Origin of the sequence: Saccharopolyspora montiporae (assembly GCF_015209505.1) — a bacterium.
GTDB lineage: Bacteria > Actinomycetota > Actinomycetes > Mycobacteriales > Pseudonocardiaceae > Saccharopolyspora > Saccharopolyspora montiporae.
Map to the genome: position 1 here is coordinate 140,621 of NZ_JADEYC010000012.1, position 21,519 is coordinate 162,139.

Consider the following 21,519-nt stretch of genomic DNA (forward strand, 5'->3'; position numbering starts at 1 on the left):
GGGAGCTCCGGCGTCACTCCACGCCCAGCAGCAGCACCGACCCGGAGCACCCGGCCGGATAGCAGGCCAGCTCCACCTCCGGCCGGGTGCGGCGCAAGTGCTCGGCCAGCAACTCGCCCGTCGACTCCTCCGGCACCAGCGCGGTGAGCAGCTCCCCGCCGTTGGCCAGCATCCGGTCCACCAGCTCCCGGGCGCCCCGCGGCAGATCGGCCGCGATCAACACCACCTCGTCGTCGACCAGACCCAGCACGTCCCCGGGCACGCACCTGCCCACCCAGGTCAGCGCCTCGGCATCGGCCACCCGCAGCTCGCCGCGCCGGGTCGCCGCGGCCGCCTCGGCCATGGCGACCTGGTCATCGGCCCGGCGCCGGCCGGGATCGTGCACGGCCAGCGCGGACATGCCCTGCACCGGGGACGCCGTGGGCAGCACCACCACGTCCTGGTCCGCGCCGAACACCGCGCGCTCGGCCAGCGCCGCCGTGCGCCCGTCGTTGGTGAGCACCACCACGTGCTCGGCGCCGGTCGAGCGCACCGCCTCGACCAGGCCCGCCGGGGACAGGTCCGCGTCCGCGCGCAGCACATCGGCCCCTTCTGCCGCGAACAGCTCCCCGGTCTGCGCGTCCGGGACGCAGGCGAGCACAGCCACGTCCCGGTTGAGGCCCGCGCGCTGGTCGGCGAAGCGGGTGACCTTGATCCGGTGCACGTGGCCCGCCGCGATCCCCGCCTCCACGGCCGCCCCGATGTCGGCGCAGTGCACGTGGACCAGCCAGGAGTCCTGCTCCCCGACCACGGACACGCAGTCGCCGAGCCCGGCCAGCCGGTCGCGCAGCTCGGCCGCCGCCTGCTCACCGGGGCCGTTCAGCAGGTACATGACCTCGTAGTCGAACGCGGACTCGTGCTGCAATCCGGACGACGCCGCACCGGGCGCGGTGGGCGCGTCGGGAGCCACCCGCTTGCCGTCGTGCACCACCGCGTGCAGCGCGTCCAGCAGCAGTACGAGCCCGCGCCCGCCCGCATCGACCACGCCGGCCTCGCGCAGCACCGGCAGCTGCCCGGTGGTGGCTTGCAGCGCCTCGGCCGCGGCCCGGGTCGCCTCGTGCACGGCCTCCGGCAACGGCGCGCCGCCCGGAACGGCCTGCGCGGCCGCCTCCAGCACGGTCAGCAGGGTGCCGGGAACCGGGTCGGCGACGGCTGCTGCGGCGTGCTCGTGCGCGCTGCGCAGCGACTGCGCGAACACCGCGCCGTCGATCGACGCCGCCTGCCCGCACCCCTCAGCCACCCCGCGCACGGCTTGGGACAGCAGGATGCCCGAGTTGCCGCACGCACCGTCCCGGGCGCCGCGGGCGAGCGCGGCGATGACCCCGCCCACGGTCTCCGGTTCGGCGGCGTCCAGCGCGGCCACCGCGGAGCGCATCGTGGCCAGCAGGTTCGTCCCGGTATCGCTGTCGGCGACCGGGTAGAGGTTGATCCGGTCGATCGCGTCGCGCTCGGCGATGAGCCCGGCCAGCACGAGATCGGCCCACCTGCGCGCCCCCGCAGCGTTCAGCGTCCGCAACACCAGGACCTCCCGCGGTCGCCCGTCCGTCGCAGGCGACACTAGGCGACGGGACCCGGACCGGTGCGCCCTCGGGGCCGCCGCACCCTGCGGAGACCGCAGCTGCGGGGGTGGGCTACACTCGTCGGGTCCCGGGTGGTGCCCGGGTGGCGATGACCGAGCCAACCGGGAGCCCGGTTTCGATACCGCCGGTAGGGCGGTGGCGCGGCAAGCACAGTCGTCTCCGGGAGACGCCGACCCATGCGGGTGTTTGCGTGGCTTCATCGCCGCAACCGTCAACGCAAAGTTAGGGGTGTCTGACGTGGCTGCCGTTTGCGACGTCTGCGGTAAGGGACCAGGCTTCGGCAACTCGGTCTCGCACTCCCACCGGAAGACCAGGCGCCGGTGGAACCCGAACATCCAGACCGTGCACGCCAAGATCGGTCTTTCCCAGCGCAAGCGCATGAACGTGTGCACCTCGTGCATCAAGGCCGGCAAGGTCGCACGCGGCTGAAGCACGCGCCGGCGCAGCGCGCGGGGATCCGCTTCCGGTTGCTCCGGTGGGCGGGTTCCAGGACCCCGAGGCAGAGCCTCGGGGTTTTCTGCTTTTCCGGGGGACTTCTTCGACCGCGGACGCGCGGGGCCCGGCTAGGGCAGCTTCCAGTCGACCGGGTCGGCACCCTTGCGCTGCAGGATCTCGTTGACCCGGCTGAACGGGCGGGAGCCGAAGAAGCCGCGGTCGGCCGACATCGGGCTGGGATGCGATGACTCGACGCACTCCACCCCGGGCATCAGTGGGCGCAGATCGCGCGCGTCCCGCCCCCACAGCACCGCCACCATCGGCTCCTCGCGGGCCGCGAGCGCGCGGATGGCCTGCGCGGTGACGTCCTCCCAGCCCTTGCCGCGGTGCGATCCGGGCTTGTGCGGGCGCACGGTCAGCGCGCGGTTGAGCAGCAGCACGCCCTGCTCGGTCCACGGCGAGAGGTCCCCGCTGGACGGCTGCGGGTGTCCGAGGTCCTCGGCGTACTCGCGGAAGATGTTCACCAGGCTGCGCGGCGGCCGCACGTCCGGAGCCACGGAGAAGCTCAGCCCCACCGGGTGACCGGGCGTCGGGTACGGGTCCTGCCCGACGATCAGCACGCGCACGCCGTGGAACGGCTGCTGGAACGCACGCAGCACGTTCTGCGGAGCAGGGAGGTACTCGCGCCCCTCGGCGATCTCGCCGCGCAGGAACTCACCCGCCGCGGCGATCCGGTCCGCCACGGGTTCCAGTGCCTCCGCCCACCCGGGCTCGACCAGTTCGCGCAGGGGTTGTGCGGCCATGGCCGATCACGATAGCGAGGAGCTCGGCGCGCGTGCCGAGCGCCCCCGCGCCGGCGCCAACCGCGCCGACGGCGACGCGGCCACGCGCGGTTAGCGCATCCGCCCGGAAAGACAAGTGGTGCACATCACGTTCCGTAGCGGTAGGGCGTGGCGCGATCTGGCTCACGCGGGCGATGAGTGCGGTGTGCGGCGCGTCGTTTGCGCCCGTCACGAGCTCGGTTCCGTTGTCAAATCCGACAGCGCCGATTCGGCGGCATCCCCGGCACGCGCGGTGACCTTTTGCATAACGGAAATCCGATCGGAATCCCCGAATTTCCTTTCCTTGCTGGCTGCACCCGCACTGCTGGGCTAGGTTCTGCCTATTCGAGAGCGAGATGACGGCGTGGACGACCGTGACCCCGGAGGTGGCCGGCAGACTCATGGCTGAGCAGAAAACGAACGAAGCCCCGGAACAACGATCCCTGCTGCGGCGGGCGGTCGGTGCCGCGGCGATCGGCAACTTCACCGAGTGGTACGACTTCGGGGTCTACGCCTACGTCGCCGTGTACATCGGCCACCAGTTCTTCCCCGGGCCGTGGGAGGTCGCGTCGGCGTTCGGCGTGTTCGCCCTCTCCTTCCTCTTCCGCCCGCTGGGCAGCCTGTTCTTCGGCCCACTGGGCGACCGGATCGGTAGGCAGCGGGTCCTGGCGATCACCATCCTGCTGATGTCCGGGTCGACGTTCCTGATCGGACTCCTGCCGACGTACCAGGCGATCGGGTTGCTGGCACCGGTGCTGCTGCTGTTGTGCCGCATGCTGCAGGGGTTCTCCACCGGCGGCGAATACGGCGGGGCCGCGACCTACATCGCGGAGTTCTCACCGGACAAGCGGCGCGGTTTCTGGGGCGCCTGGCTGGAATTCGGCACGCTGGGCGGGTTCGGATTTGGCGCGCTGGTGCCCACGATCCTGATCCTGAGCCTGGACACCGCGTCGATGGAGGAATGGGGCTGGCGGATCCCGTTCCTGATCGCCGGTCCGCTGGGCCTGATCGGGCTGTACCTGCGGCACAAGCTGGAGGACACGCCGGCGTTCAACGCGCTCAAGGAGAACCAGCGGGTGGAGAAGGCCCCGCTGCGTGCCCTGATCGTCGGGTGGTGGCGCCAGCTGCTGATCCTGATGGGGATCGTGCTGCTGATCAACATCGCCAACTACACGATCCTGACCTACATGGAGACGTACCTGCTCGACACGCTCGACGTGCCGGAGGAGCGGAAGTACGAGGTCCTGCTGCCGCTGCTGCTCGCGGTGGCGTTCATGATGCTGATCATCATCCCGATCGGCGCGCTGTCCGACCGGGTGGGCCGCAAACCGCTGTTCCTGTCCGCGGCGATCTGCTTCCTGGTGCTGCCGATCCCGGCGTTCATGCTCATCGCGCAGGGCACCATGCTCACCACGCTGCTCGGGCTGATGCTGCTGGGCATCGGGCACGTGCAGCTCGTGGGCCCGCTGGCGGCGACGCTGCCCGCGATGTTCCCGACGAAGGTGCGCTACGGCGCGTTCGCGATCGGCTACAACGTTTCCACCGCGGCCTTCGGCGGTACGGCACCGCTGGTCAACGACTACTTCGTCGGGACGACCGGCAACACGTTCTTCCCCGCCTTCTACCTGATGGCGGCAGCGGCGGTCGCGCTCATCCCGATCCTGCTGATGAAGGAGACCGTGGGCAAACCGCTGATGGAGGACGACCCGGCCCGCCCCGCGGCGACCGGTTCCTGATCCCCACGCAGCACGACCCCGGTGCCACCGCGCGCCGGGGTCGTGCTGCGCTCAGCGGCGCCAGTGCTCCCAGCCGCTGCCGCCCTCGTACTCCCGGCCGTCCACGGTCACCCCGGCGCCCTCATCCACCGCACCGACCGCGGTCCAGCCCTCCGGCAGCTCGGCACCCGGCGGGAAGGTCGCCGCCAGCGCCTGGTCCTCCCCGCCGGTGAGCACCCAGTGCCGGGCGTCGGCACCCAGGGCCGAGGCCACTTCGGACAGCCGCTGCGGAACGGGAAGCTGGTCGGTGCGCACGTCGACGCCCACTCCGGACGCGGCAGCGATGTGGCCCAGGTCGGCGAGCAGCCCGTCCGAGATGTCGATCATCGACGTCGCCCCGGCAGCGGCGGCCGCGGGCCCGGCCGCGTAGGGCGGTTCCGGCACCCGGTGCGCGCCGACGACGGCCACCGGGGAGCGGAAACCGCGGCCCAGCACCGCCAGACCGGCCGCGGCCCAGCCGAGCCGCCCGGCCACCGCGAGCACATCGCCGGAGCGCGCCCCGGCGCGGGTAACCGGCACCCGGCCGCGCAGATCGCCGAGCGCGGTCACCGAGATCGTCACCGCCTGGGCGGACACCATGTCCCCGCCGACCAGACCGATCCCGACCTGCTGTGCCTCTTCCCACATGCCTGCGGCCAGCTCGTCGATCACCTCGGCCGGCGTCTCCGGCGAGCAGCCGAGCCCGACCAGCAGCCCGGTCGGCACCGCGCCCATCGCAGCGATGTCCGAGAGGTTCACCGCGACCGCTTTGCGCCCCACCTGCCGCGGAGTCGACCAGTCGAAACGGAAGTGCACCTGTTCCACGAGAACATCGGTGGCGGCCACGACCCGGCCGTCCGGGGCGGCCAGCACGGCGGCGTCATCGCCCGGGCCGAGCAGCGTTCCGGCGGAGTGGTCCCGCCCGGATGTGACGCGATCGATGAGACCGAACTCACCCACCTGGGCAACGGTCTCCGCGTCGTATGACGAATCCGGACCCAACTCAGACCTTCCTTCCTTGAGCGTCCGCTCGGCCCGATGGGGTAACTTTCTGCGAGTTTCCTACCCGAGAGCATGGGCAGAACGAAGGGGCACGCCGTGGTTCAGGCTTACATCCTCATCCAGACCGAAGTCGGCAAGGCCGCGGCCGTGGCCGCCGAGATCGCGGGTTCGCCCGGAGTCCTCAGCGCCGAGGACGTCACCGGCCCCTACGACGTGATCGTGCGCGCCGAGGCGGAGAACGTCGACCAGCTCGGCAAGATGGTCACCTCGCGGATCCAGGAGACCGAGGGGATCACCCGCACGCTGACCTGCCCGGTCGTCCACCTGTGACGGTCCCCGGCCGCCGGACAGCCCGGCGGGTCGGCGTGCTGTAGTGGAGACGTGGTTCAGCAAGCATCCGGAGTGCCCCGGCCGGTGTTGATCGCGGCGCTCGTCCTGGGCGTCCTCCTGGCCCTGACCGTGGCCGGCATCGGGATCGCGGGCCAGTACACCTCGGCGCAGCAGCGGGAAGCCGCCGCTGCCGCCGAGCAGGCGCGGCGCAGCGGACCGCTGCCGCTGGCGCCGGTGCCCGCGCCGGAAGCCGGTTCGGCGGAGTGCCGCGAGGTGCTGGCGGCCGCACCGGACGAGCTGACCATCGGCGACGCCCGGGTCCCGCACCGCGCACTGGCCGATCCGGCGCCGCAGGCCACCGTGGCCTGGGGCGACGCCGAGCACGACCCGGTGACGCTGCGCTGCGGGATCGACGCCCCGGCCGAACTCACCCCGACCTCGCCGCTGGCGGAGGTCTCCGGGGTGAGCTGGTTGGAGATCAACGAGGGCGGTGACACCACCTGGCTGGCCGTCGATCGCCCGGTGTACGTGGCGTTGAGCACGCCGGAGGGCACCGGAACCGGGACGCTGCAGGACATTTCGGCGATCCTGCGCGAACGGCTGCCCGAGCGCCCGGTCCTCCCGTAACCTGCGCCGCGGGTCGCGGTCACCGCAGGCCGGTGCCGCGGGCCAGCGCCGTGTCCACCAGGGTGCTCAGCAGCGCGGCGTAGTCGATGCCGGTATGCGCCCACATCCGCGGGTACAGCGAGATCGAGGTGAACCCGGGCATCGTGTTGACCTCGTTGACGATCACCTCGCCCGTGTCGGACAGGAAGAAGTCCACCCGGGCCAGACCCTGGCAGTCCAGCGCGGTGAACGCCCGCTCCGCCGCGGTGCGCATCCGCTCGATGTCCGCATCGGCGATCTTGGCCGGCAGGTCGAATTCGGTGACGTCGTCGAGGTACTTGGACTCGAAGTCGTACCAGTCGCTGTCGCCGGTGACGCGCAGTTCCGCCGGGAAGGACGCCTGGACCCGGCCGTCCGGGAACTCCAGCACGCCGCACTCGATCTCCCGGCCGGTCACGGCGGATTCGATGATGACCTTCGGGTCGGTGCGCCGCGCCTCGGCGATCGCCTCGTCCAGCCCGGCCCAGTCGGTGACCTTCGTGATGCCCAGCGAGGAGCCCGCCCGCGCCGGCTTGACGAAGACCGGCAGCCCGAGCCGCCCGCGCCGAGCATCGTCCAAAGTGGACTCACCGCGGCGGAGCACCTCGTAGGTGCCGACCGAAAGCCCCTCGGCGGCCAGCAGCTTCTTGGTGTATTCCTTGTCCATCGACACCGCGCTGGACAGCACGCCCGCACCGACGTACGGGACGTCAGCCATCTCCAGCAGGCCCTGGATGGTGCCGTCCTCGCCGAAAGCCCCGTGCAGCACCGGGAAGACCACGTCCACCCCGGACAGCACCTCACCACCGCGGCCGGGCTCCATCAGCACCAGCTCGCGCCGCGTCGCATCGCCGGGCAGCGCGACCGGGGTCCCGCCGGCGACCTCCGGCTCCTCGCGGTCGTGGATCGCCAGCTGCGCCGGATCGTCGGTGCCGAGCACCCACGCCCCGTCCCGGGTGATGCCCACCGGCACGACCTCGAAGCGGTCCGGGTCGAGGTGCTGGAGGACGCTGCCCGCGGACACGCAGGAGATGCCGTGCTCGGTGCTGCGCCCGCCGAACACGACGGCCACCCGGGTCTTGCGCTGTGTCATGCGCCGGACGATACCTGCCCCGGGCGGACCGGCGAATCACGCGTCACCCGCACAACCGGGCCAGCACGCGCACGGCCGCGGTCAGCTCCGCGCGCGAACACGCGGCGTAGCCGAGCGCCAGGCCGAACCACCGCTGCGGCCCCGCGTGGTGCCTGCGCAGCCCATCCAGCACGAGCCCGTGCTCGGCGCCGCGCTCGACCAGGTCCCGCTCCCCGTCCGCATCCGCGCGCGGCAGCACCACGTGCGCACCCGCCTGGTCGCCGAAGACCCGCGTGCCCACCGAGCCGAGATGGTCGACGACGAGCGCGCGACGCTGGGACAGCTCGCGGCGCACCCGGCGCAGATGCCGCCCCAGATCGCCGTTGCGCGCGAGTTCGGCGAGCACCACCTGCCCCGCCGCCGAGGGCGCCGTCCCGGTCCGGTCCCGGTGCTCCAGCACTGCGCGCACCACGTCCGGCGGTCCCAGCATCCAGCCGACCCCCAGCGTCGGGGTGAGGATCTTGCTGGTGGTGCCCAAGTGCACCACCACGTCCGGCGCCATGGACGCCAGCACCGGCAGCGGCGAGACGTCGTAGCGGAGTTCGCCGTCGTAGTCGTCCTCCACGATCAACCAGCCCGCGCGCCGGGCGCGTTCCACGAGCTCCACCCGGCGCTGCGCGGGCAGCCGCCCGCCGAGCGGGTACTGGTGCGCCGGCGAGCAGTACACCGCCTGCACCCCGTCCGGGATCCGATCCACCACCACGCCGGACTCGTCCACCGGGACGGGCAGGACCCGCAGGCCCGCGGCACGCAGCGCACCCACCGCCCGCTGGTACCCGGGTTCCTCCACCGCCACCGGGCGGTCATCGAGCACCGCCGCCGCCAGCTCCAGCAGCGCCGCGGTCGTACCGGCCGTGGCCAGCACCTGGTCCGCCGCGCCGGGCACCACGAGCCCCCGGTGCCGCAGCAGGTGCTCCACGACCGCGTCCCGGTAGTCCGCCCGCCCCGCGCGGTCCCGATGGGCGTCCGGGCCGGAGTCGGCGGCCGCGCGCCACGCCCGCCGCCACGCCGCGCGGTCGATGCCATCCGCCCACGGCACGCCCGGAGTCAGCACCGCCTGCCCGGGTGGACCGGGGTCGCGGCCCGCGCGCGAGACCGGTGCCGTCGGCGCGGTCCCGGGAGGACTGGTGGTCACGAAGGTGCCGGAACCGCGTTTGCCGGTGATCCAGCCCTCCGCGTGCAGCTGGTCGTAGGCCGCGGCGGTGACGCTGCGGCTGACCGCCAGGTGCCCGGCCAGCGCGCGGGTGGACGGCAACCTGTCCCCGCTGCGCAGGTTTCCCCGGGCCGCCGCCGCGCGCAGCTGTTCGGCCAGCTGCACCGCCAGCGGTCGCCCGTCCGCGCGGGACAGCTCGATGGCCAGTTCCAGCAGCGGCGAGCTCGCCGCGGGCACCCGTGCCGCGCCGTGGGGAGGTGGCATTCCACGATTGTCGCCGACCGGCGCGGACACCATGCCACTCGCACCGGCGGGATCAGCCGATGCGCCGCAGCCCGGTCACCGGATCGTCGGCGTAGCGGCGCATCCCGGTGCGCCCAGGGCGGTAGACGTGGATGCTCACCGCCGGATCCGGCCCGTCGTTGTGCACCTGGTGCACGTAGTCCGGGCCGAACACGCGGGACTGGCCCGCGGTCAACTGGTGCAGCACCTCGCCACCCGCCCGGCGCACCACGCGCTCGCGCAGGTTGCCGGACACCAGGGTGAACGCACCGGTGGCGCCCGCGTGGTCGTGCAGTTCGGTGTGCTGGCCCGGCAACCAGCTCAGCAGCCACGCCTCGTGGTCGCGGGTGCGTTCCAGCAGGCCGACCCAGCGCTGCTCCGGGTCGTAGCGCAGCATGTGCGCCCACGCGGCGCGGTCGGCGGCGAGTTCGGCGGCGATCCGGACCGGGTGGGCGGTGGACAGGTCCGCGGAGGCGGCAACGGTGTTCGGCGGAACGGCGAACAAGGTGGAGTGCCCTTCGAGATCGTGGCGGCGGCAGGCGGCGCGCAGGGGCGCCACCCGCGTGGCGGGAGCAGATCAGCGGGAAGGACAGCTACACAGCGCGCTGGCGACGCGGCGGAGGTCGATGTGACCCCGCTTCGACGTCATGGCGCGCAACAACACGCCCGAAACGAAACCAGCGCGGACAGGCGCGGTCAACCGGATCCGGGTCAGCTCACACCGACGTGACGGTGTCGAGGGCACGCAGCACATCGGCGACGAGGTCAGCCGGATCCTCACACCCGCAGGAGAAGCGCACGAAACCCCCCGATACCGGATCGCCGAACTGGGCCCGGCGGTCCACCGTGCTGTGCAGCCCGCCGAAACTGGTCGCGGCCACCACGAGTTCGCTGCGGCGCACGAAATCCTCGACCGCGGCCGCATCGGCGAGCTCGAAGTGCAGCACGCCACCGAACCGGCGCATCTGCCGGGAGGCCAGTTCGTGATCGCGGTCGTGCGGGTCCCCGGTCCAGCGCAGACCGGTCACCGCCGGATGGTCGCGCAGCGCGTCGACGAGCGCGGCCGCGTTCTCCGCCTGGCGACGCAGCCGCAGGTCCAACGTGCCCATGCTGCGGTGCACCAGCCACGTCTCGAACGGGCCCGGGATGGCGCCGCTGAGCGTGCGCGCCCGGCGCAACCGCTCGGCCAGCTGCTCGTCGCGGACCGAGACGTGCCCCATGAGCACATCGCTGTGCCCGGACAGCGCCTTGGTGTCGCTGGCCAGCGCGATATCGGCACCCAGCTCCAGGGGGCGCTGCCCCAGCGGGGTCGCGGTCGTGTTGTCCACCGCCAACAGCGCACCGGCCGCATGCGCCCGCCGCGCCAGCTCGGCGATGTCGCAGACGTCCAGCCCGGGGTTGGACGGGGTCTCCAGCAGCACCAGCCGCACCCCGTCGAACAACTCGTCCGACCACGGGCCGGGCGTGGGCACCTCGCGCACGTCCAGCGCCAGGTCCGCCAGCTGGTCGTGCACCAGATCGCGCGTCGCGTAATACCCGTCGCTGGGGATCACCAGGCCGTCCCCGCTGCGCAGCACGGTGCGCAGCAGGGTGTGCACCGCCGCCATGCCCGAGGGCAGCAGCACGCACTGCCCGCCGTCGAGTTCGCCGACGGCCGTCTCCAGCGCGCGCCACGTGGGATTGCCCGCCCGGCCGTAGAAGTCCGCGCCCTGCTCCTGGCCGCCCAGGTGGTACGGCGCGGCGAACACCGGCCCGCCCAGCAGCGGCATTCCGGTCGCCGGTTCCGGGTGCCCCCCGTGCACGCAGCGCGTCCCGTCGCCGAACTCCGCACCGTCGAACGTCGAAGCGCTGAACGTCGGGAAATCCACGACCCCTCCCCTCCGCCGGGTCACTCCGGCTTGCGTTCCCGACCCAGCAGTTCGGCCGCCGCGGGCCCGGGCTGCAGTCCTTCGTGGCACACCCGGTGCACCACATCGGTGATCGGCATCTCCACGTCGTAGCGCTCGGCGAGCTGGCGGATCGACGAGCACGACTTCACGCCCTCGGCCACCTGGCCGTGCGCGGCTTCCTGCGCCTGCGCCAGGGTCTCGCCGAGCCCCAGCCGCTCGCCGAACGTGCGGTTGCGCGACAGCGGGGACATGCAGGTCGCCGACAGGTCGCCCAAGCCCGCCAGCCCGGCGAAGGTCATCGGCTCGGCCCCGGCCGCCACGCCCAGCCGGGTCGTCTCGGCCAGGCCGCGGGTGATCAGCGAGGACATCGTGTTGTCGCCGTAGCCCAGTCCCACGGAGATCCCGCAGGCGAGCGCGATGACGTTCTTGCAGGCACCGGCCAGCTCGATGCCGATCAGATCGGTGTTGGTGTACGGCCGGAAATACGGGGTGGAGCACGCCAGCTGCAGGTCCACCGCGCGCTCGTGGTCGGCGCAGGCCACCACGGTGGCCGTGGGGTGCTCGGCGGCGATCTCCTTGGCCAGGTTCGGCCCGGAAACCACGGCCACCTGCTCGGCGGGCACGTCGGCGACCTCGCCAATCACCTGGCTCATCCGCTTCACCGTGCTCAGCTCCACGCCCTTGGCCAGGCTCACCAGGGTCGCGCCCGCGGGCAGCAGCGGTTGCCAGCCGGCCAGGTTCTCGCGCAGCGACTGGCTCGGCACCGCGAGCACCACCGCGCCGGCACCGTGCAGCGCCTCGGCCGCGTCCGAACTGGCGCGCAACCGGTCCGGCAACCGGATTCCGGGCAGGTAGTCCGGATTCTCCCCGCTGTCGTTGATCGCCTTGGCCACCTCGGGCCGCCGCGCCCACAGCACCACATCGCCGCCCGCATCGGCGAGGACCTTCGCGAAGGTGGTGCCCCACGAGCCGGCCCCGAGGACCGCGATGCGCTCAGGCCGCGCCATCGTCGTCCCGGGCCTGGTCCGCAGCGCCCTTGCGCGCGGGCGAGTAGAAGGCCTCCGGCGGCTGCTCCCCGCGGATCCCGCCGAGCAGCTCCCGCGAACGCGACATGGCCAGCCTGGCGACCTCGCGCAGCACCGCGGTGTCGTGCTCGCCGCCCCGGTACTGCTCCAGGTCGAGGGGTTCGCCGAACGCGTAGGTCACCTGCTTGCGCGGGAACGGGCGGAACCGCTTGTTGTACCCGTCGTAGATGTCGCGGGTTCCCCAGCGCGCGGCCGGGATGACCGGGACGTCGTTGCGCAGGGCTAGCTGCGCCACCCCGAGCTTGGGGTTCATCGGCCAGCCGGTGGGATCCTTGGTGATGGTGCCGTCCGGGTAGATGATCAGCACCTTGCCGCGCTGCAGCGCGTCGTGCGCAGCCTGCAGGCTGCGCCGCGCGTCGGTGCTGCCGCGGTGCACCGGGATCTGGTCGACCCCGGTGAGCACGCCGCCCAGCACCGGGACCTTCCACAGCGAGCTCTTGGCCAGGAACCGCGGGACGCGCGCACCGCGGTGCACCGCGACGGCGTCGAAGACCGGGTCCAGGTGCGACACGTGGTTGAGCACCACCAGCGCGGGCCCGTCGGCGGGCACGTTGTGCAGACCGGTCACCCGGGTGCGGGCCAGCAGCCCGGTCGCCGGGTAGAACACGACCCGAGCCAGGCCGAGCCAGAACTTCCCGGTGCCCTTGGCCTTCTCACTGGTCCGTCTCCGCTGGCGCCGGAGACTCCTCGGTTCCGCCACGGCAACTCCTCTTCATCCTCCGCGAGCCCGGGCCAAGGTACCTCTCCCCGCGCCGGCAGCGGGCAGCCGGAACCCGCCCGGCCCGGTCGAGGCCGGGCCGCGGGACGGCAAGATTGTGCCGTGGCCACCCGTTCGCACCTGCTCGTGCCCATCAAACCGCTGCACGCGGCCAAGTCGCGGTTGCGCGGCGCCGCCGACGGCGGGCGGGGCAGCCCCCGCGCGCACGCGGACCTGGTCGCCGCAGTGGCGTTGGACACAATGGAAGCGGCCCGGCAGGCCGACGGCGTGCAGGTGGTCATGGTGAGTTCGGATCCGGAGCTGACCGGGATCGTCGCGGCCGCGGGCGTTCCGGTGCTGCCGGACGTCCCGGCCGCCGGGCTCAACCCCGCACTCCGGTGCGCCGAGTCGGCGCTGCGCGCGCAGGAGCGGGTGCGGCGGATCGGGGCGCTGCACGGCGACCTGCCCGCGCTGCGTCCCGCGGAGCTGACCGCGGCGCTGCGGGCCGCGGGCGAGGACCGCGCGTTCTGCCCGGACCGGCACGGCACCGGCACCACGCTGCTGCTGGCCGCCGCGGGAGACGCGCTCGATCCGGCGTTCGGCCCCGGTTCCGCCCGAGCGCACGCGCGCTCCGGGGCGCGGCGGCTGGACGGCCCGTGGCCGTCGGTGCGCTGCGACGTGGACACCGCGGCGGACCTGCGGGCCGCGCGATCCCTCGGCCTGGGACCGCGCACCGCGAGCCTGCCCGCAGCCGACTGACCGGCCGCAGCGGCCACCGGTGTCCGGTGCGCGGACCGACCGCCGGGGATGCGCGACAATGGCCGTGTGAGCACCGGAACCAGCGATCTCGGGCCCGAGCAGAACTCCGACGGCACGCGGATACCGGCGGCGCCACCGGCCGTCACCCGGGCCGCCGCCAGCACCGACCTGCCCGAGGACCGCTACCTCAACCGCGAACTGTCCTGGCTCGACTTCAACGCCCGGGTGCTCGCGGTGGCCGAGGACCGCTCGCAGCCGGTGCTGGAACGCGCCCGCTTCATGGCGATCTTCGCGTCCAACCTGGACGAGTTCTACATGGTGCGGGTGGCCGGGCTGAAGCGCCGCGAGCAGACCGGGCTGTCCGTGCGCAGCGCGGATGGCCTGACCCCGCACGAGCAGCTGGCCCGGATCTCGGCCCGCAACCAGGACCTGGTGCAGCGGCTGGGCCACGTCTACCTCGACGAACTCGTTCCGGTCCTGGCGGCCAACGGCATCCGCGTCCTGCACTGGGACCAGCTGGACGCGTTCGAGCAGGAGCGGCTGACGAGCTACTTCCAGGACCACGTCTTCCCGGTGCTGACCCCGCTGGCCGTCGACCCGGCCCACCCGTTCCCGTACATCTCCGGGCTGTCGCTGAACCTCGCGGTCACCGTCGCGGATCCGGACGATGGGGTGCGCCGCTTCGCGCGGGTGAAGGTCCCGGACAACGTGGCGCGGCTGATCCGGGTCGAGGACGACCGCGCCGAGGAGCAGGCCACGTTCCTGCCCCTGGAAGACCTCATCGCCGCGCACCTGGACAAGCTGTTCCCGGGCATGGACGTCACCGAGCACCACATCTTCCGGGTCACCCGCAATGCGGACCTGGAGGTCGAGGAGGACCGGGACGAGGACCTGTTGCAGGCGATGGAGCGGGAGCTGGCCCGCCGCCGGTTCGGCCCCCCGGTGCGCCTGGAGATCACCGAGACCATGACCGAGCACATGCTCGAACTGCTGCTGCGCGAGCTGGAGGTGGACCGCCGGGACGTGGTCGAGGTCAAGGGACTGCTCGATCCGTCCTGCCTGTTCCAGCTGGACAAGCTGCAGCGCCCGGAGCTCAAGCTGCCCCCGTTCGTGCCCGCCACGCACCCCGCTTTCGCGGAAGGCCAGTTGTCCCAGTCCATCTTCGCCACGCTGCGCGAGGAGGACGTGCTGCTGCACCACCCCTACGATTCGTTCTCCACCACGGTGCAGCGGTTCATCGAGCACGCCGCCGCGGATCCCCGCGTGCTGGCGATCAAGCAGACGCTGTACCGCACGTCGGGCGATTCCCCGATCGTCAACGCGCTCATCGACGCCGCCGAAGCGGGCAAGCAGGTGGTGGCGCTGGTGGAGCTCAAGGCGCGCTTCGACGAGCAGGCCAACATCCAATGGGCCCGCGCCCTGGAGCAGTCCGGGGTGCACGTGGTCTACGGACTGGTGGGGCTCAAGACGCACTGCAAGACCGCGCTCGTGGTGCGCCAGGAAGGCTCCACGATCCGACGCTACTGCCACTTGGGCACCGGCAACTACAACCCGAAGACCGCACGCATGTACGAGGACCTCGGGCTGCTGACCGCGGATCCGGACGTCGGCTCGGACCTGACCGACCTGTTCAACGTGCTCACCGGGTACGCCCGGCACGGCGAGTACCGGCGGATCCTCGTGTCGCCGCAGGGCATCCGCAACGGCATCGTGGAACGGGTGGAAGCCGAGATCGAGCACGCGCGGGTCGGCGAACCCAGCGGGATCCGGATGAAGCTCAACAGCCTGGTGGACGAACAGATCATCGACGCCCTCTACCGCGCGTCGCAGGCGGGCGTGCCCGTGCGGATCGTGGTGCGCGGGATCTGCGCGCTGAAAGCGGGTGTGGCCGGGCTCAGCGACAACATCGAAGTGCGCTCGATCCTGGGTCGGTTCCTGGAGCACTCGCGGGTGTTCCACTTCGTCGGCGCCGACGAGCACTGGGTCGGCAGCGCGGACATGATGCACCGCAACCTCGACCGGCGCATCGAGACCCAGGTGCGGGTCACCGACCCGAAGCTGACGGCGCAGCTGGAGGCGATCCTGGACTCCGCGCTGGATCCGTTCACCCGGTGCTGGGTGCTCAACGCGAAGGGCGACTGGGAGGCGTCACCGCGGGAGGGCGAACGCGTGCGCGACCACCAGGTGGAGCTGCTCCGCAGGCACGGTGCGAAGGTGTCGTGACGTGGATTCCGCGCAGCGGCCGCAGGCCGCAGAACCCAGGCAGGAAACGCCCGCACCGACCGGCGACGAGCTCAGCACCGCCATCCGCGCCGCGGGCGCCGTGCTCTGGCGGCCCCGGGCGGACCGCGGTGCAGCACCGCAGCCCGCCGCGGACGCGATCGAGGTCGCCCTGGTGCACCGCCCGCGCTACGACGACTGGTCCCTGCCCAAGGGCAAGCTCGATCCGGGCGAACTGGCCCAGCACGCCGCGGTGCGCGAGGTCGCCGAGGAGACCGGTTTCCGGTGCGCGCTGTCCCGGTTCCTGCTGCGCTTGGGGTACACGGTTCCCGCGGGCGACGGGCGGGCCGGCAAAGCGGTGGACTACTTCGCGGCCCGGGCGGTCGGCGGCTCTTTCGCGCCGAACGAAGAAGTGGACGAACTGCGCTGGGTGAGCGCGTCGCGCGCGCGGGAAATGCTCAGCTACCCGCCGGATGCCCGGGTGCTGGACGCGTTCAACCGGCTGCCCGCCGATGTGGCCACGGTGCTGCTGGTGCGGCACGCGAAAGCGGGCAGTCGTTCCGAATGGGACGGCGAGGACGCGATGCGTCCGTTGAGCCCGGCCGGAATGCGCCAGCGCGCCGCGCTGCATTCCCTGCTTCCGTTGTTCGGACCGGAACGGGTGTATTCGGCTCCGCGGGTGCGCTGCGAACAAACGGTCGCACCGGTGGCCGATGATCTCGGAATCGGCATTGCGGCGGAACCGGCGCTTTCCGAGGAGAGTTACCGGGCGAATCCCGCGGCGGCACTGGACCGACTGCTCCGCATCGCGGAGGGCACCGGCCCCGCCGTGGTCTGCAGCCAGGGCGGGGTGATCCCGGATCTCGTCGCCCGCGCGGCCGGGCTGGGCGGTCTGCACCTGGGTGATGTGGCCAGCAAGAAGGGCAGCGTGTGGGCCCTGACGTTCACCCGGGACCGGGAGGCGGTCAACGGCAGCGGCCCCGGTCTGCACCTCGCGACCGCCGATTACACCGCCGACCCGCTCACCGGCGCGGACGAGGACTCGGCGGACTGACCGCGCGCCCGGAACCCGTCGCCGTCCGGCCACGCCGCGTCCGGTGGGCGCCCACCGCGGCCGCCGGGCCGCGCGGCCGTGCGCGGCGGCGGACCGAAACCGGGGCCGGATGCCCCGGATCGGCGAGCCCGGTACCCGCTGGACCGGTGCCGCCCGGGTGCGGTCGTCCCGGACGCCGTGCAGAGCCCCGGACACCGCGCAGGACCGTGCGCCGTGCGGGGCCCGACCGGCGCCGTGCAGGGCTCTGGTCGTGCCGTGTGGGCGGTGTGCGCCGCCGGCGGGCAAATCCCTTGCCCCAACCCGCCGAACGGCTCCACGGGGATTTCACGGCACGATGTGGCCTTCTCGGGCCGGCACCGGATTCGCGCCCGATGCCATGAGCGGGCGGCTCCGCCCCGTTCGGGGTCAGGACGCCGCCCGCTCGGCCCACCGGTCCTCGTTGCCGCGTCGAGAGCTCACTTCTTCGTGGACTTGCGCGTGGTGGTCGCCTTCTTGGCGGCCGGACGCGCGGTGCTCTTGGCCGTCGTGGACTTGGCGGTGGACTTGGTCGCCGCCTTCGGCGCCGACTTAGCGGTGCTGGCCTTCGACGTGCTGGCCTTCGAAGTGCTGGCCTTCGGCGCCGCCTTGGCGGTGCCGGCCTTCGACGTGCTCGCCTTGGCGGTGCTCGTCTTGGCGGTGCCGGCCTTCGACGTGCTGGCCTTGGTGGTGGACGCCTTGGTCGTCGACTTGGCCGCGGTCTTCGGCGCCGCCTTGGCGGTGCTCGCCCGCTTGGTGGTACCGGCCGACTTGGTCGCCGTGCTGCGGGTTCCCGCGGTCTTCGTCGCGGTGGACCGGGTAGCGGTGGTCGTCGCCTTCGAGCGGGTGCCCGCCGCCGTGCGCGTGGTCGCACCCCGCGTGGTGGCCGCCTTGGCGGAGGAAACGCGCGGGAGCTTGCGCTGGCCGCCCACGACTTCCTTGAACTGGGTGCCGGCGCGGAAAGCCGGAACGTTGGTCTTCTTGACCTTCACCGACTCACCGGTGCGCGGGTTGCGAGCGGTGCGCGCGGCACGGGCCCGCTTCTCGAAAACCCCGAAGCCGGTGATGTTGACCTTCTCGCCTTTGTTGACGTTGCGGACGATGATGTCCACGACGTTTTCGACGGCCTGGCTGGCGGTCTTCTTGTCGCCGAGGCGTTCTGCCAGTGCCTCGATGAGTTGGGCCTTGTTCACTTCAGTCCCTCCCAGGACATAACAACGGCCCCGTTGGGCCGACTCAATGTCAACGGTAAAGCCCCGAACAAACAAATGCCATTCGCCACGCCTCATTTTTTCGTTGGGGCGTGGGCTAATCGGGGCGGCCCAAGGGGGTCCGCGCAGCTGTGGAGCAACTGTTCAGTTCTTCGGCCTGGAGCGGCTTTTCCCTTTCACAGCGGGAAAAACCGCTCCAGGGCGGGAGGTCGGTCAGTCCGCCGACGGCTTCAGCGCAACGGGCTTGAACGTCGGGCGCCGTTGCTCAAAAGTGTCGATCGTCTCGGCGTGCCGAAGGGTCAGGCCGATGTCGTCGAGCCCCTCCAGCAGCCGCCAGCGGGTGTAGTCGTCGACCTCGAACGGCACCGTGAGGTCCTTGGCGTGCACGGTCCGTTGCTCCAAGTCCACCGTCACGGCGGTACCGGGCTCGTTCTCCAGCAACTTCCACAGCAGCTCCACATCGGACTGCGAGCACTGCGCCGCGAGCAGTCCCTGCTTGCCCGCGTTGCCGCGGAAGATGTCCGCGAATCGCGCGGAGATCACCACCCGGAAGCCGTAGTCGTGCAGCGCCCAGACGGCGTGCTCGCGGGAAGAACCGGTGCCGAAGTCCGGCCCGGCGACCAGGACGCTGCCGTTGCGGAAGGGCTCCTGGTTGAGCACGAAGTCGTCGTCGGAGCGCCAGGCCGAGAACAGGGCGTCCTCGAAGCCGGTGCGGGCCACGCGCTTGAGGTAGACGGCGGGGATGATCTGGTCGGTGTCCACGTTGGACCGGCGAAGCGGGACCCCGACCCCGGTGTGGGTCTTGAACGGTTCCATCGTCACTGCTCCTGGCTGGTGTTCGGCTGCCCGCCGCGCACGGCGGGAGTTCGGGTTCGTGCGCTCTGCGCGGAAGTGCGGCCGACCGGGGCCGCGAATTCGCCCCGACGGCGGTACCGGGCGCTCCGCGCAGCGCGAAAGGCGCTGTGGCGGTGCCTCAGTCGAGATCGCCGGGCGCGGCGAGCGTCCCCCGCACTGCGGTCGCCGCGGCCACCAGCGGCGAAACCAGGTGCGTCCGTCCCCCCTTGCCCTGGCGGCCCTCGAAGTTCCGGTTCGAGGTCGACGCGCTCCGCTCCCCCGGCGTCAGCTGGTCCGGGTTCATACCCAGGCACATCGAACAACCGGCCGAACGCCATTCCGCGCCGGCGTCCGAGAAAACCCGGTCCAGCCCCTCGGACTCCGCCTGCCGACGGACCTTCATCGATCCGGGGACCACGAGCATCCGCACATCACCGGAGATCCGCTTGCCGCGCAGCACTTCCGCCGCCGCGCGCAGGTCCTCGATGCGGCCGTTCGTGCACGACCCGAGGAAGACCGTGTCGATCCGCACATCGCGCAGCGGAGTACCCGGCGCGAGGTCCATGTACGCGAGCGCCTTCTCGGCCGCGGCGCGGGCGCCTTCGTCGGCGATGCGCTCCGGATCGGGCACGTCGGCCCCGAGCGGCAGTCCCTGCCCCGGGTTGGTGCCCCAGGTGACGAACGGGCTGAGTTCGTCGGCGTCGATGGTGACTTCGGCGTCGAAGACGGCATCCGAGTCGGTGCGCAGGGTCTTCCAGTACTCCACCGCCGCGTCCCAGTCGGAGCCCTCCGGCGCGTGCGAGCGCCCCTTGAGGTACTCGAAAGTCGTTTCGTCGGGCGCGATCATGCCCGCGCGAGCACCGGCTTCGATGGACATGTTGCAGATCGTCATCCGCGCTTCCATCGACAGCTGCCGGATCGCTTCGCCGCGGTACTCCAGCACGTAGCCCTGCCCGCCGCCGGTCCCGATCTCGGCGATGACGGCCAGGATCACGTCCTTGCTCGTCACACCGGGTTTGAGCGTGCCATCGATGTTGATGGCCATCGTCTTGAACGGGTTCAGCGGCAGCGTCTGGGTGGCCAGCACGTGCTCGACCTCCGAGGTGCCGATGCCGAAAGCCAGCGCGCCGAACGCACCGTGCGTGGAGGTGTGACTGTCCCCGCAGACCACGGTGGCACCGGGCTGGGTCAGGCCGAGCTGCGGACCGACGACGTGCACGATGCCCTGCTCGCTATCGCCCATCGGGTGCAGCCGGACGCCGAACTCCTCGCAGTTCTTGCGCAGCGTGTCGACCTGGGTGCGCGAGACCGGGTCGGCGATCGGCAGATCGACGCCCGTGGTGGGCACGTTGTGGTCCTCGGTGGCCAGGGTCAGATCGGGCCGCCGGACCGGGCGACCGGCCAACCGCAGGCCTTCGAAGGCCTGCGGACTGGTGACTTCGTGCACCAGGTGGAGATCGATGTAGAGCAGGTCGGGCTCCTGGCCCTCGCCGTTGCGCACGATGTGCGCATCCCAGACCTTCTCCGCGAGCGTCTTTCCCATCGCTGCTCCCCGTCGAGATGTCGAGCGACCCGGAGCCGGGCCGCTCCCAGAGAGTGGACTTCTCAGATTCCGAGAAGTTAGTATCGGTTCGTGGGACAGCATAGCGGTATCGGAGTATTGGACAAGGCAGTGGCCGTGTTGCAGGCGGTCGCCACGGAGCCGTGCGGCCTGGCGGAACTGTGCAGCCGCACGGACCTGCCGCGGGCCACCGCGCATCGGCTCGCGGTCGGCCTGGAAGTGCACCGCCTGCTGCGCCGCGGCTCGGACGGCAGGTGGCGCCCCGGCTCCGCCCTGGCCGAGTTCGCGGGCGGAACGGTCGACCCGCTCCTGGAGGCCGCTGCGACGGACCTGCCCAAGTTGCGGGACGCCACCGGGGAGAGCGTGCAGCTGTACCGCCGGGACGGGATGCAGCGGCTGTGCATCGCCACCGCCGAGCCGCCCAGCGGCCTGCGGGACACCGTGCCGGTCGGCACCGCGCTGTCGATGTCGGCGGGTTCGGGCGCGAAGGTGCTCGCGGCGTGGGCGGATCCCGCGACGCAGCGCGCCGTGCTCGCCGAGGCGGTCTTCGGCGAGCGAACGCTGCTGGAGGTGCGCAGGCGCGGCTGGGCGCAGAGCGTCGCCGAGCGGGAGCCCGGTGTGGCCAGCGTCTCGGCGCCGGTCCGCGATGCGGGCGGCAACGTGGCGGCGGCGATCTCGGTATCCGGCCCGGTGGACCGGATGGGCCGGCGCCCCGGCGCGAAATGGGCCGCGGACCTGCTGGCGGCGGCGAATTCGCTGCAGAGCCACATGTAGCGCAGCACAGCGGCTGCGACGGGAGCACGCACTTGGGGCCGGTGCCGAACCGGTTCCGGCCCCGCCGCCGCGGGCATCCTGGCTGCGAAGCCCCGCGGCACCACCTCTTCTCGATCGTGCCGCGCTGGGCACCGGCGTCCCGCGCGATGATCCGGACGATCCCGGCGCGAAAAAACCGGCGCCCGCACGATGTGCGAGCGCCGGTTTCGCGTTGCGTAGTCCCGACGGGATTCGAACCCGCGTTACC

General features: G+C 72.1%; 20 protein-coding genes. 8 read left to right on the forward strand and 12 right to left on the reverse strand.

The window, feature by feature from the left end; genetic code table 11:
• Positions 1-13 precede the first annotated feature (13 nt).
• Entirely contained in the window at positions 14-1,558 is a 1,545-nt protein-coding gene (locus IQ251_RS08145) for a DAK2 domain-containing protein (protein WP_370591268.1), read from the reverse strand.
• A gap of 298 nt (positions 1,559-1,856) precedes the next feature.
• On the opposite strand from IQ251_RS08145, the gene rpmB reads away from it, so the two are divergent.
• Positions 1,857-2,048 carry a 50S ribosomal protein L28 gene (rpmB, locus tag IQ251_RS08150; RefSeq protein ID WP_193927855.1) on the forward strand — a complete coding sequence of 64 codons (192 nt, stop codon included), beginning with the start codon at positions 1,857-1,859 and terminating at the stop codon, positions 2,046-2,048.
• 134 nt (positions 2,049-2,182) lie between these two features.
• On the opposite strand, the gene IQ251_RS08155 is transcribed toward rpmB, so the two are convergent.
• On the reverse strand, positions 2,183-2,857 hold the full coding sequence (locus IQ251_RS08155; protein WP_193927856.1) for a uracil-DNA glycosylase: 675 nt from the start codon (positions 2,855-2,857) through the stop codon (positions 2,183-2,185).
• Positions 2,858-3,276: 419 nt separating this feature from the next.
• Between IQ251_RS08155 and IQ251_RS08160 the strand changes: the two genes are divergently transcribed.
• Entirely contained in the window at positions 3,277-4,611 is a 1,335-nt protein-coding gene (locus IQ251_RS08160) for an MFS transporter (protein ID WP_193927857.1), read from the forward strand.
• Positions 4,612-4,662: 51 nt separating this feature from the next.
• Here the strand turns inward: IQ251_RS08160 and IQ251_RS08165 are convergent, their stop codons facing one another.
• Positions 4,663-5,631 carry a thiamine-phosphate kinase gene (locus IQ251_RS08165; RefSeq protein WP_193927858.1) on the reverse strand — a complete coding sequence of 323 codons (969 nt, stop codon included), beginning with the start codon at positions 5,629-5,631 and terminating at the stop codon, positions 4,663-4,665.
• Between the two features lie 96 nt (positions 5,632-5,727).
• Between IQ251_RS08165 and IQ251_RS08170 the strand changes: the two genes are divergently transcribed.
• Positions 5,728-5,961 carry an Lrp/AsnC ligand binding domain-containing protein gene (locus IQ251_RS08170; RefSeq protein WP_193927892.1) on the forward strand — a complete coding sequence of 78 codons (234 nt, stop codon included), beginning with the start codon at positions 5,728-5,730 and terminating at the stop codon, positions 5,959-5,961.
• 51 nt (positions 5,962-6,012) lie between these two features.
• Positions 6,013-6,588, forward strand: a complete 576-nt coding sequence (locus IQ251_RS08175; RefSeq protein ID WP_370591269.1) for a DUF3515 domain-containing protein — start codon at positions 6,013-6,015, stop codon at positions 6,586-6,588.
• A gap of 19 nt (positions 6,589-6,607) precedes the next feature.
• On the opposite strand, the gene IQ251_RS08180 is transcribed toward IQ251_RS08175, so the two are convergent.
• From IQ251_RS08180 to IQ251_RS08205, 6 genes are all read right to left on the reverse strand, one after another.
• Positions 6,608-7,699, reverse strand: coding sequence for a D-alanine--D-alanine ligase family protein (locus tag IQ251_RS08180; protein ID WP_193927859.1), 1,092 nt, complete (start codon positions 7,697-7,699; stop codon positions 6,608-6,610).
• 43 nt (positions 7,700-7,742) lie between these two features.
• Entirely contained in the window at positions 7,743-9,155 is a 1,413-nt protein-coding gene (pdxR, locus tag IQ251_RS08185) for a MocR-like pyridoxine biosynthesis transcription factor PdxR (protein ID WP_193927860.1), read from the reverse strand.
• Between the two features lie 52 nt (positions 9,156-9,207).
• The gene (locus IQ251_RS08190; RefSeq protein ID WP_193927894.1) at positions 9,208-9,678 is read right to left on the reverse strand and encodes a cysteine dioxygenase; all 471 of its coding nucleotides are present in this window, start codon (positions 9,676-9,678) and stop codon (positions 9,208-9,210) included.
• A gap of 211 nt (positions 9,679-9,889) precedes the next feature.
• Positions 9,890-11,041, reverse strand: coding sequence for a cystathionine gamma-lyase (locus IQ251_RS08195; protein WP_193927861.1), 1,152 nt, complete (start codon positions 11,039-11,041; stop codon positions 9,890-9,892).
• Between the two features lie 20 nt (positions 11,042-11,061).
• Positions 11,062-12,069 (reverse strand): NAD(P)H-dependent glycerol-3-phosphate dehydrogenase, encoded by a 1,008-nt coding sequence (locus IQ251_RS08200; RefSeq protein WP_193927862.1) that lies wholly within the window; start codon positions 12,067-12,069, stop codon positions 11,062-11,064.
• Positions 12,056-12,847, reverse strand: a complete 792-nt coding sequence (locus IQ251_RS08205; protein WP_193927863.1) for a lysophospholipid acyltransferase family protein — start codon at positions 12,845-12,847, stop codon at positions 12,056-12,058. The genes IQ251_RS08200 and IQ251_RS08205 overlap by 14 nt, the downstream gene beginning before the upstream one ends.
• A 120-nt stretch (positions 12,848-12,967) precedes the next feature.
• On the opposite strand from IQ251_RS08205, the gene cofC reads away from it, so the two are divergent.
• From cofC to IQ251_RS08220, 3 genes are all read left to right on the forward strand, one after another.
• Complete coding sequence (gene cofC, locus IQ251_RS08210) at positions 12,968-13,603, forward strand: 2-phospho-L-lactate guanylyltransferase (RefSeq protein ID WP_193927864.1); 636 nt, start codon at positions 12,968-12,970, stop codon at positions 13,601-13,603.
• A 48-nt stretch (positions 13,604-13,651) separates the two neighbouring features.
• Positions 13,652-15,826 (forward strand): RNA degradosome polyphosphate kinase, encoded by a 2,175-nt coding sequence (locus IQ251_RS08215; protein WP_193927865.1) that lies wholly within the window; start codon positions 13,652-13,654, stop codon positions 15,824-15,826.
• A gap of 82 nt (positions 15,827-15,908) precedes the next feature.
• Positions 15,909-16,877 carry an NUDIX hydrolase gene (locus IQ251_RS08220; RefSeq protein WP_193927895.1) on the forward strand — a complete coding sequence of 323 codons (969 nt, stop codon included), beginning with the start codon at positions 15,909-15,911 and terminating at the stop codon, positions 16,875-16,877.
• Between the two features lie 455 nt (positions 16,878-17,332).
• Here IQ251_RS08220 and IQ251_RS08225 read toward each other — a convergent pair whose 3' ends face one another.
• The 3 genes from IQ251_RS08225 to leuC form a co-directional block, all read right to left on the reverse strand.
• The gene (locus tag IQ251_RS08225; protein ID WP_193927866.1) at positions 17,333-18,085 is read right to left on the reverse strand and encodes an HU family DNA-binding protein; all 753 of its coding nucleotides are present in this window, start codon (positions 18,083-18,085) and stop codon (positions 17,333-17,335) included.
• 231 nt (positions 18,086-18,316) lie between these two features.
• Positions 18,317-18,919 (reverse strand): 3-isopropylmalate dehydratase small subunit, encoded by a 603-nt coding sequence (leuD, locus tag IQ251_RS08230; protein WP_193927867.1) that lies wholly within the window; start codon positions 18,917-18,919, stop codon positions 18,317-18,319.
• Between the two features lie 157 nt (positions 18,920-19,076).
• Positions 19,077-20,480, reverse strand: a complete 1,404-nt coding sequence (gene leuC / locus IQ251_RS08235) for a 3-isopropylmalate dehydratase large subunit (protein ID WP_193927868.1) — start codon at positions 20,478-20,480, stop codon at positions 19,077-19,079.
• A gap of 90 nt (positions 20,481-20,570) precedes the next feature.
• Here leuC and IQ251_RS08240 point away from each other — a divergent pair, with 90 nt between their 5' ends.
• Positions 20,571-21,272 (forward strand): IclR family transcriptional regulator, encoded by a 702-nt coding sequence (locus IQ251_RS08240; protein ID WP_193927869.1) that lies wholly within the window; start codon positions 20,571-20,573, stop codon positions 21,270-21,272.
• Positions 21,273-21,519: the final 247 nt, after the last annotated feature.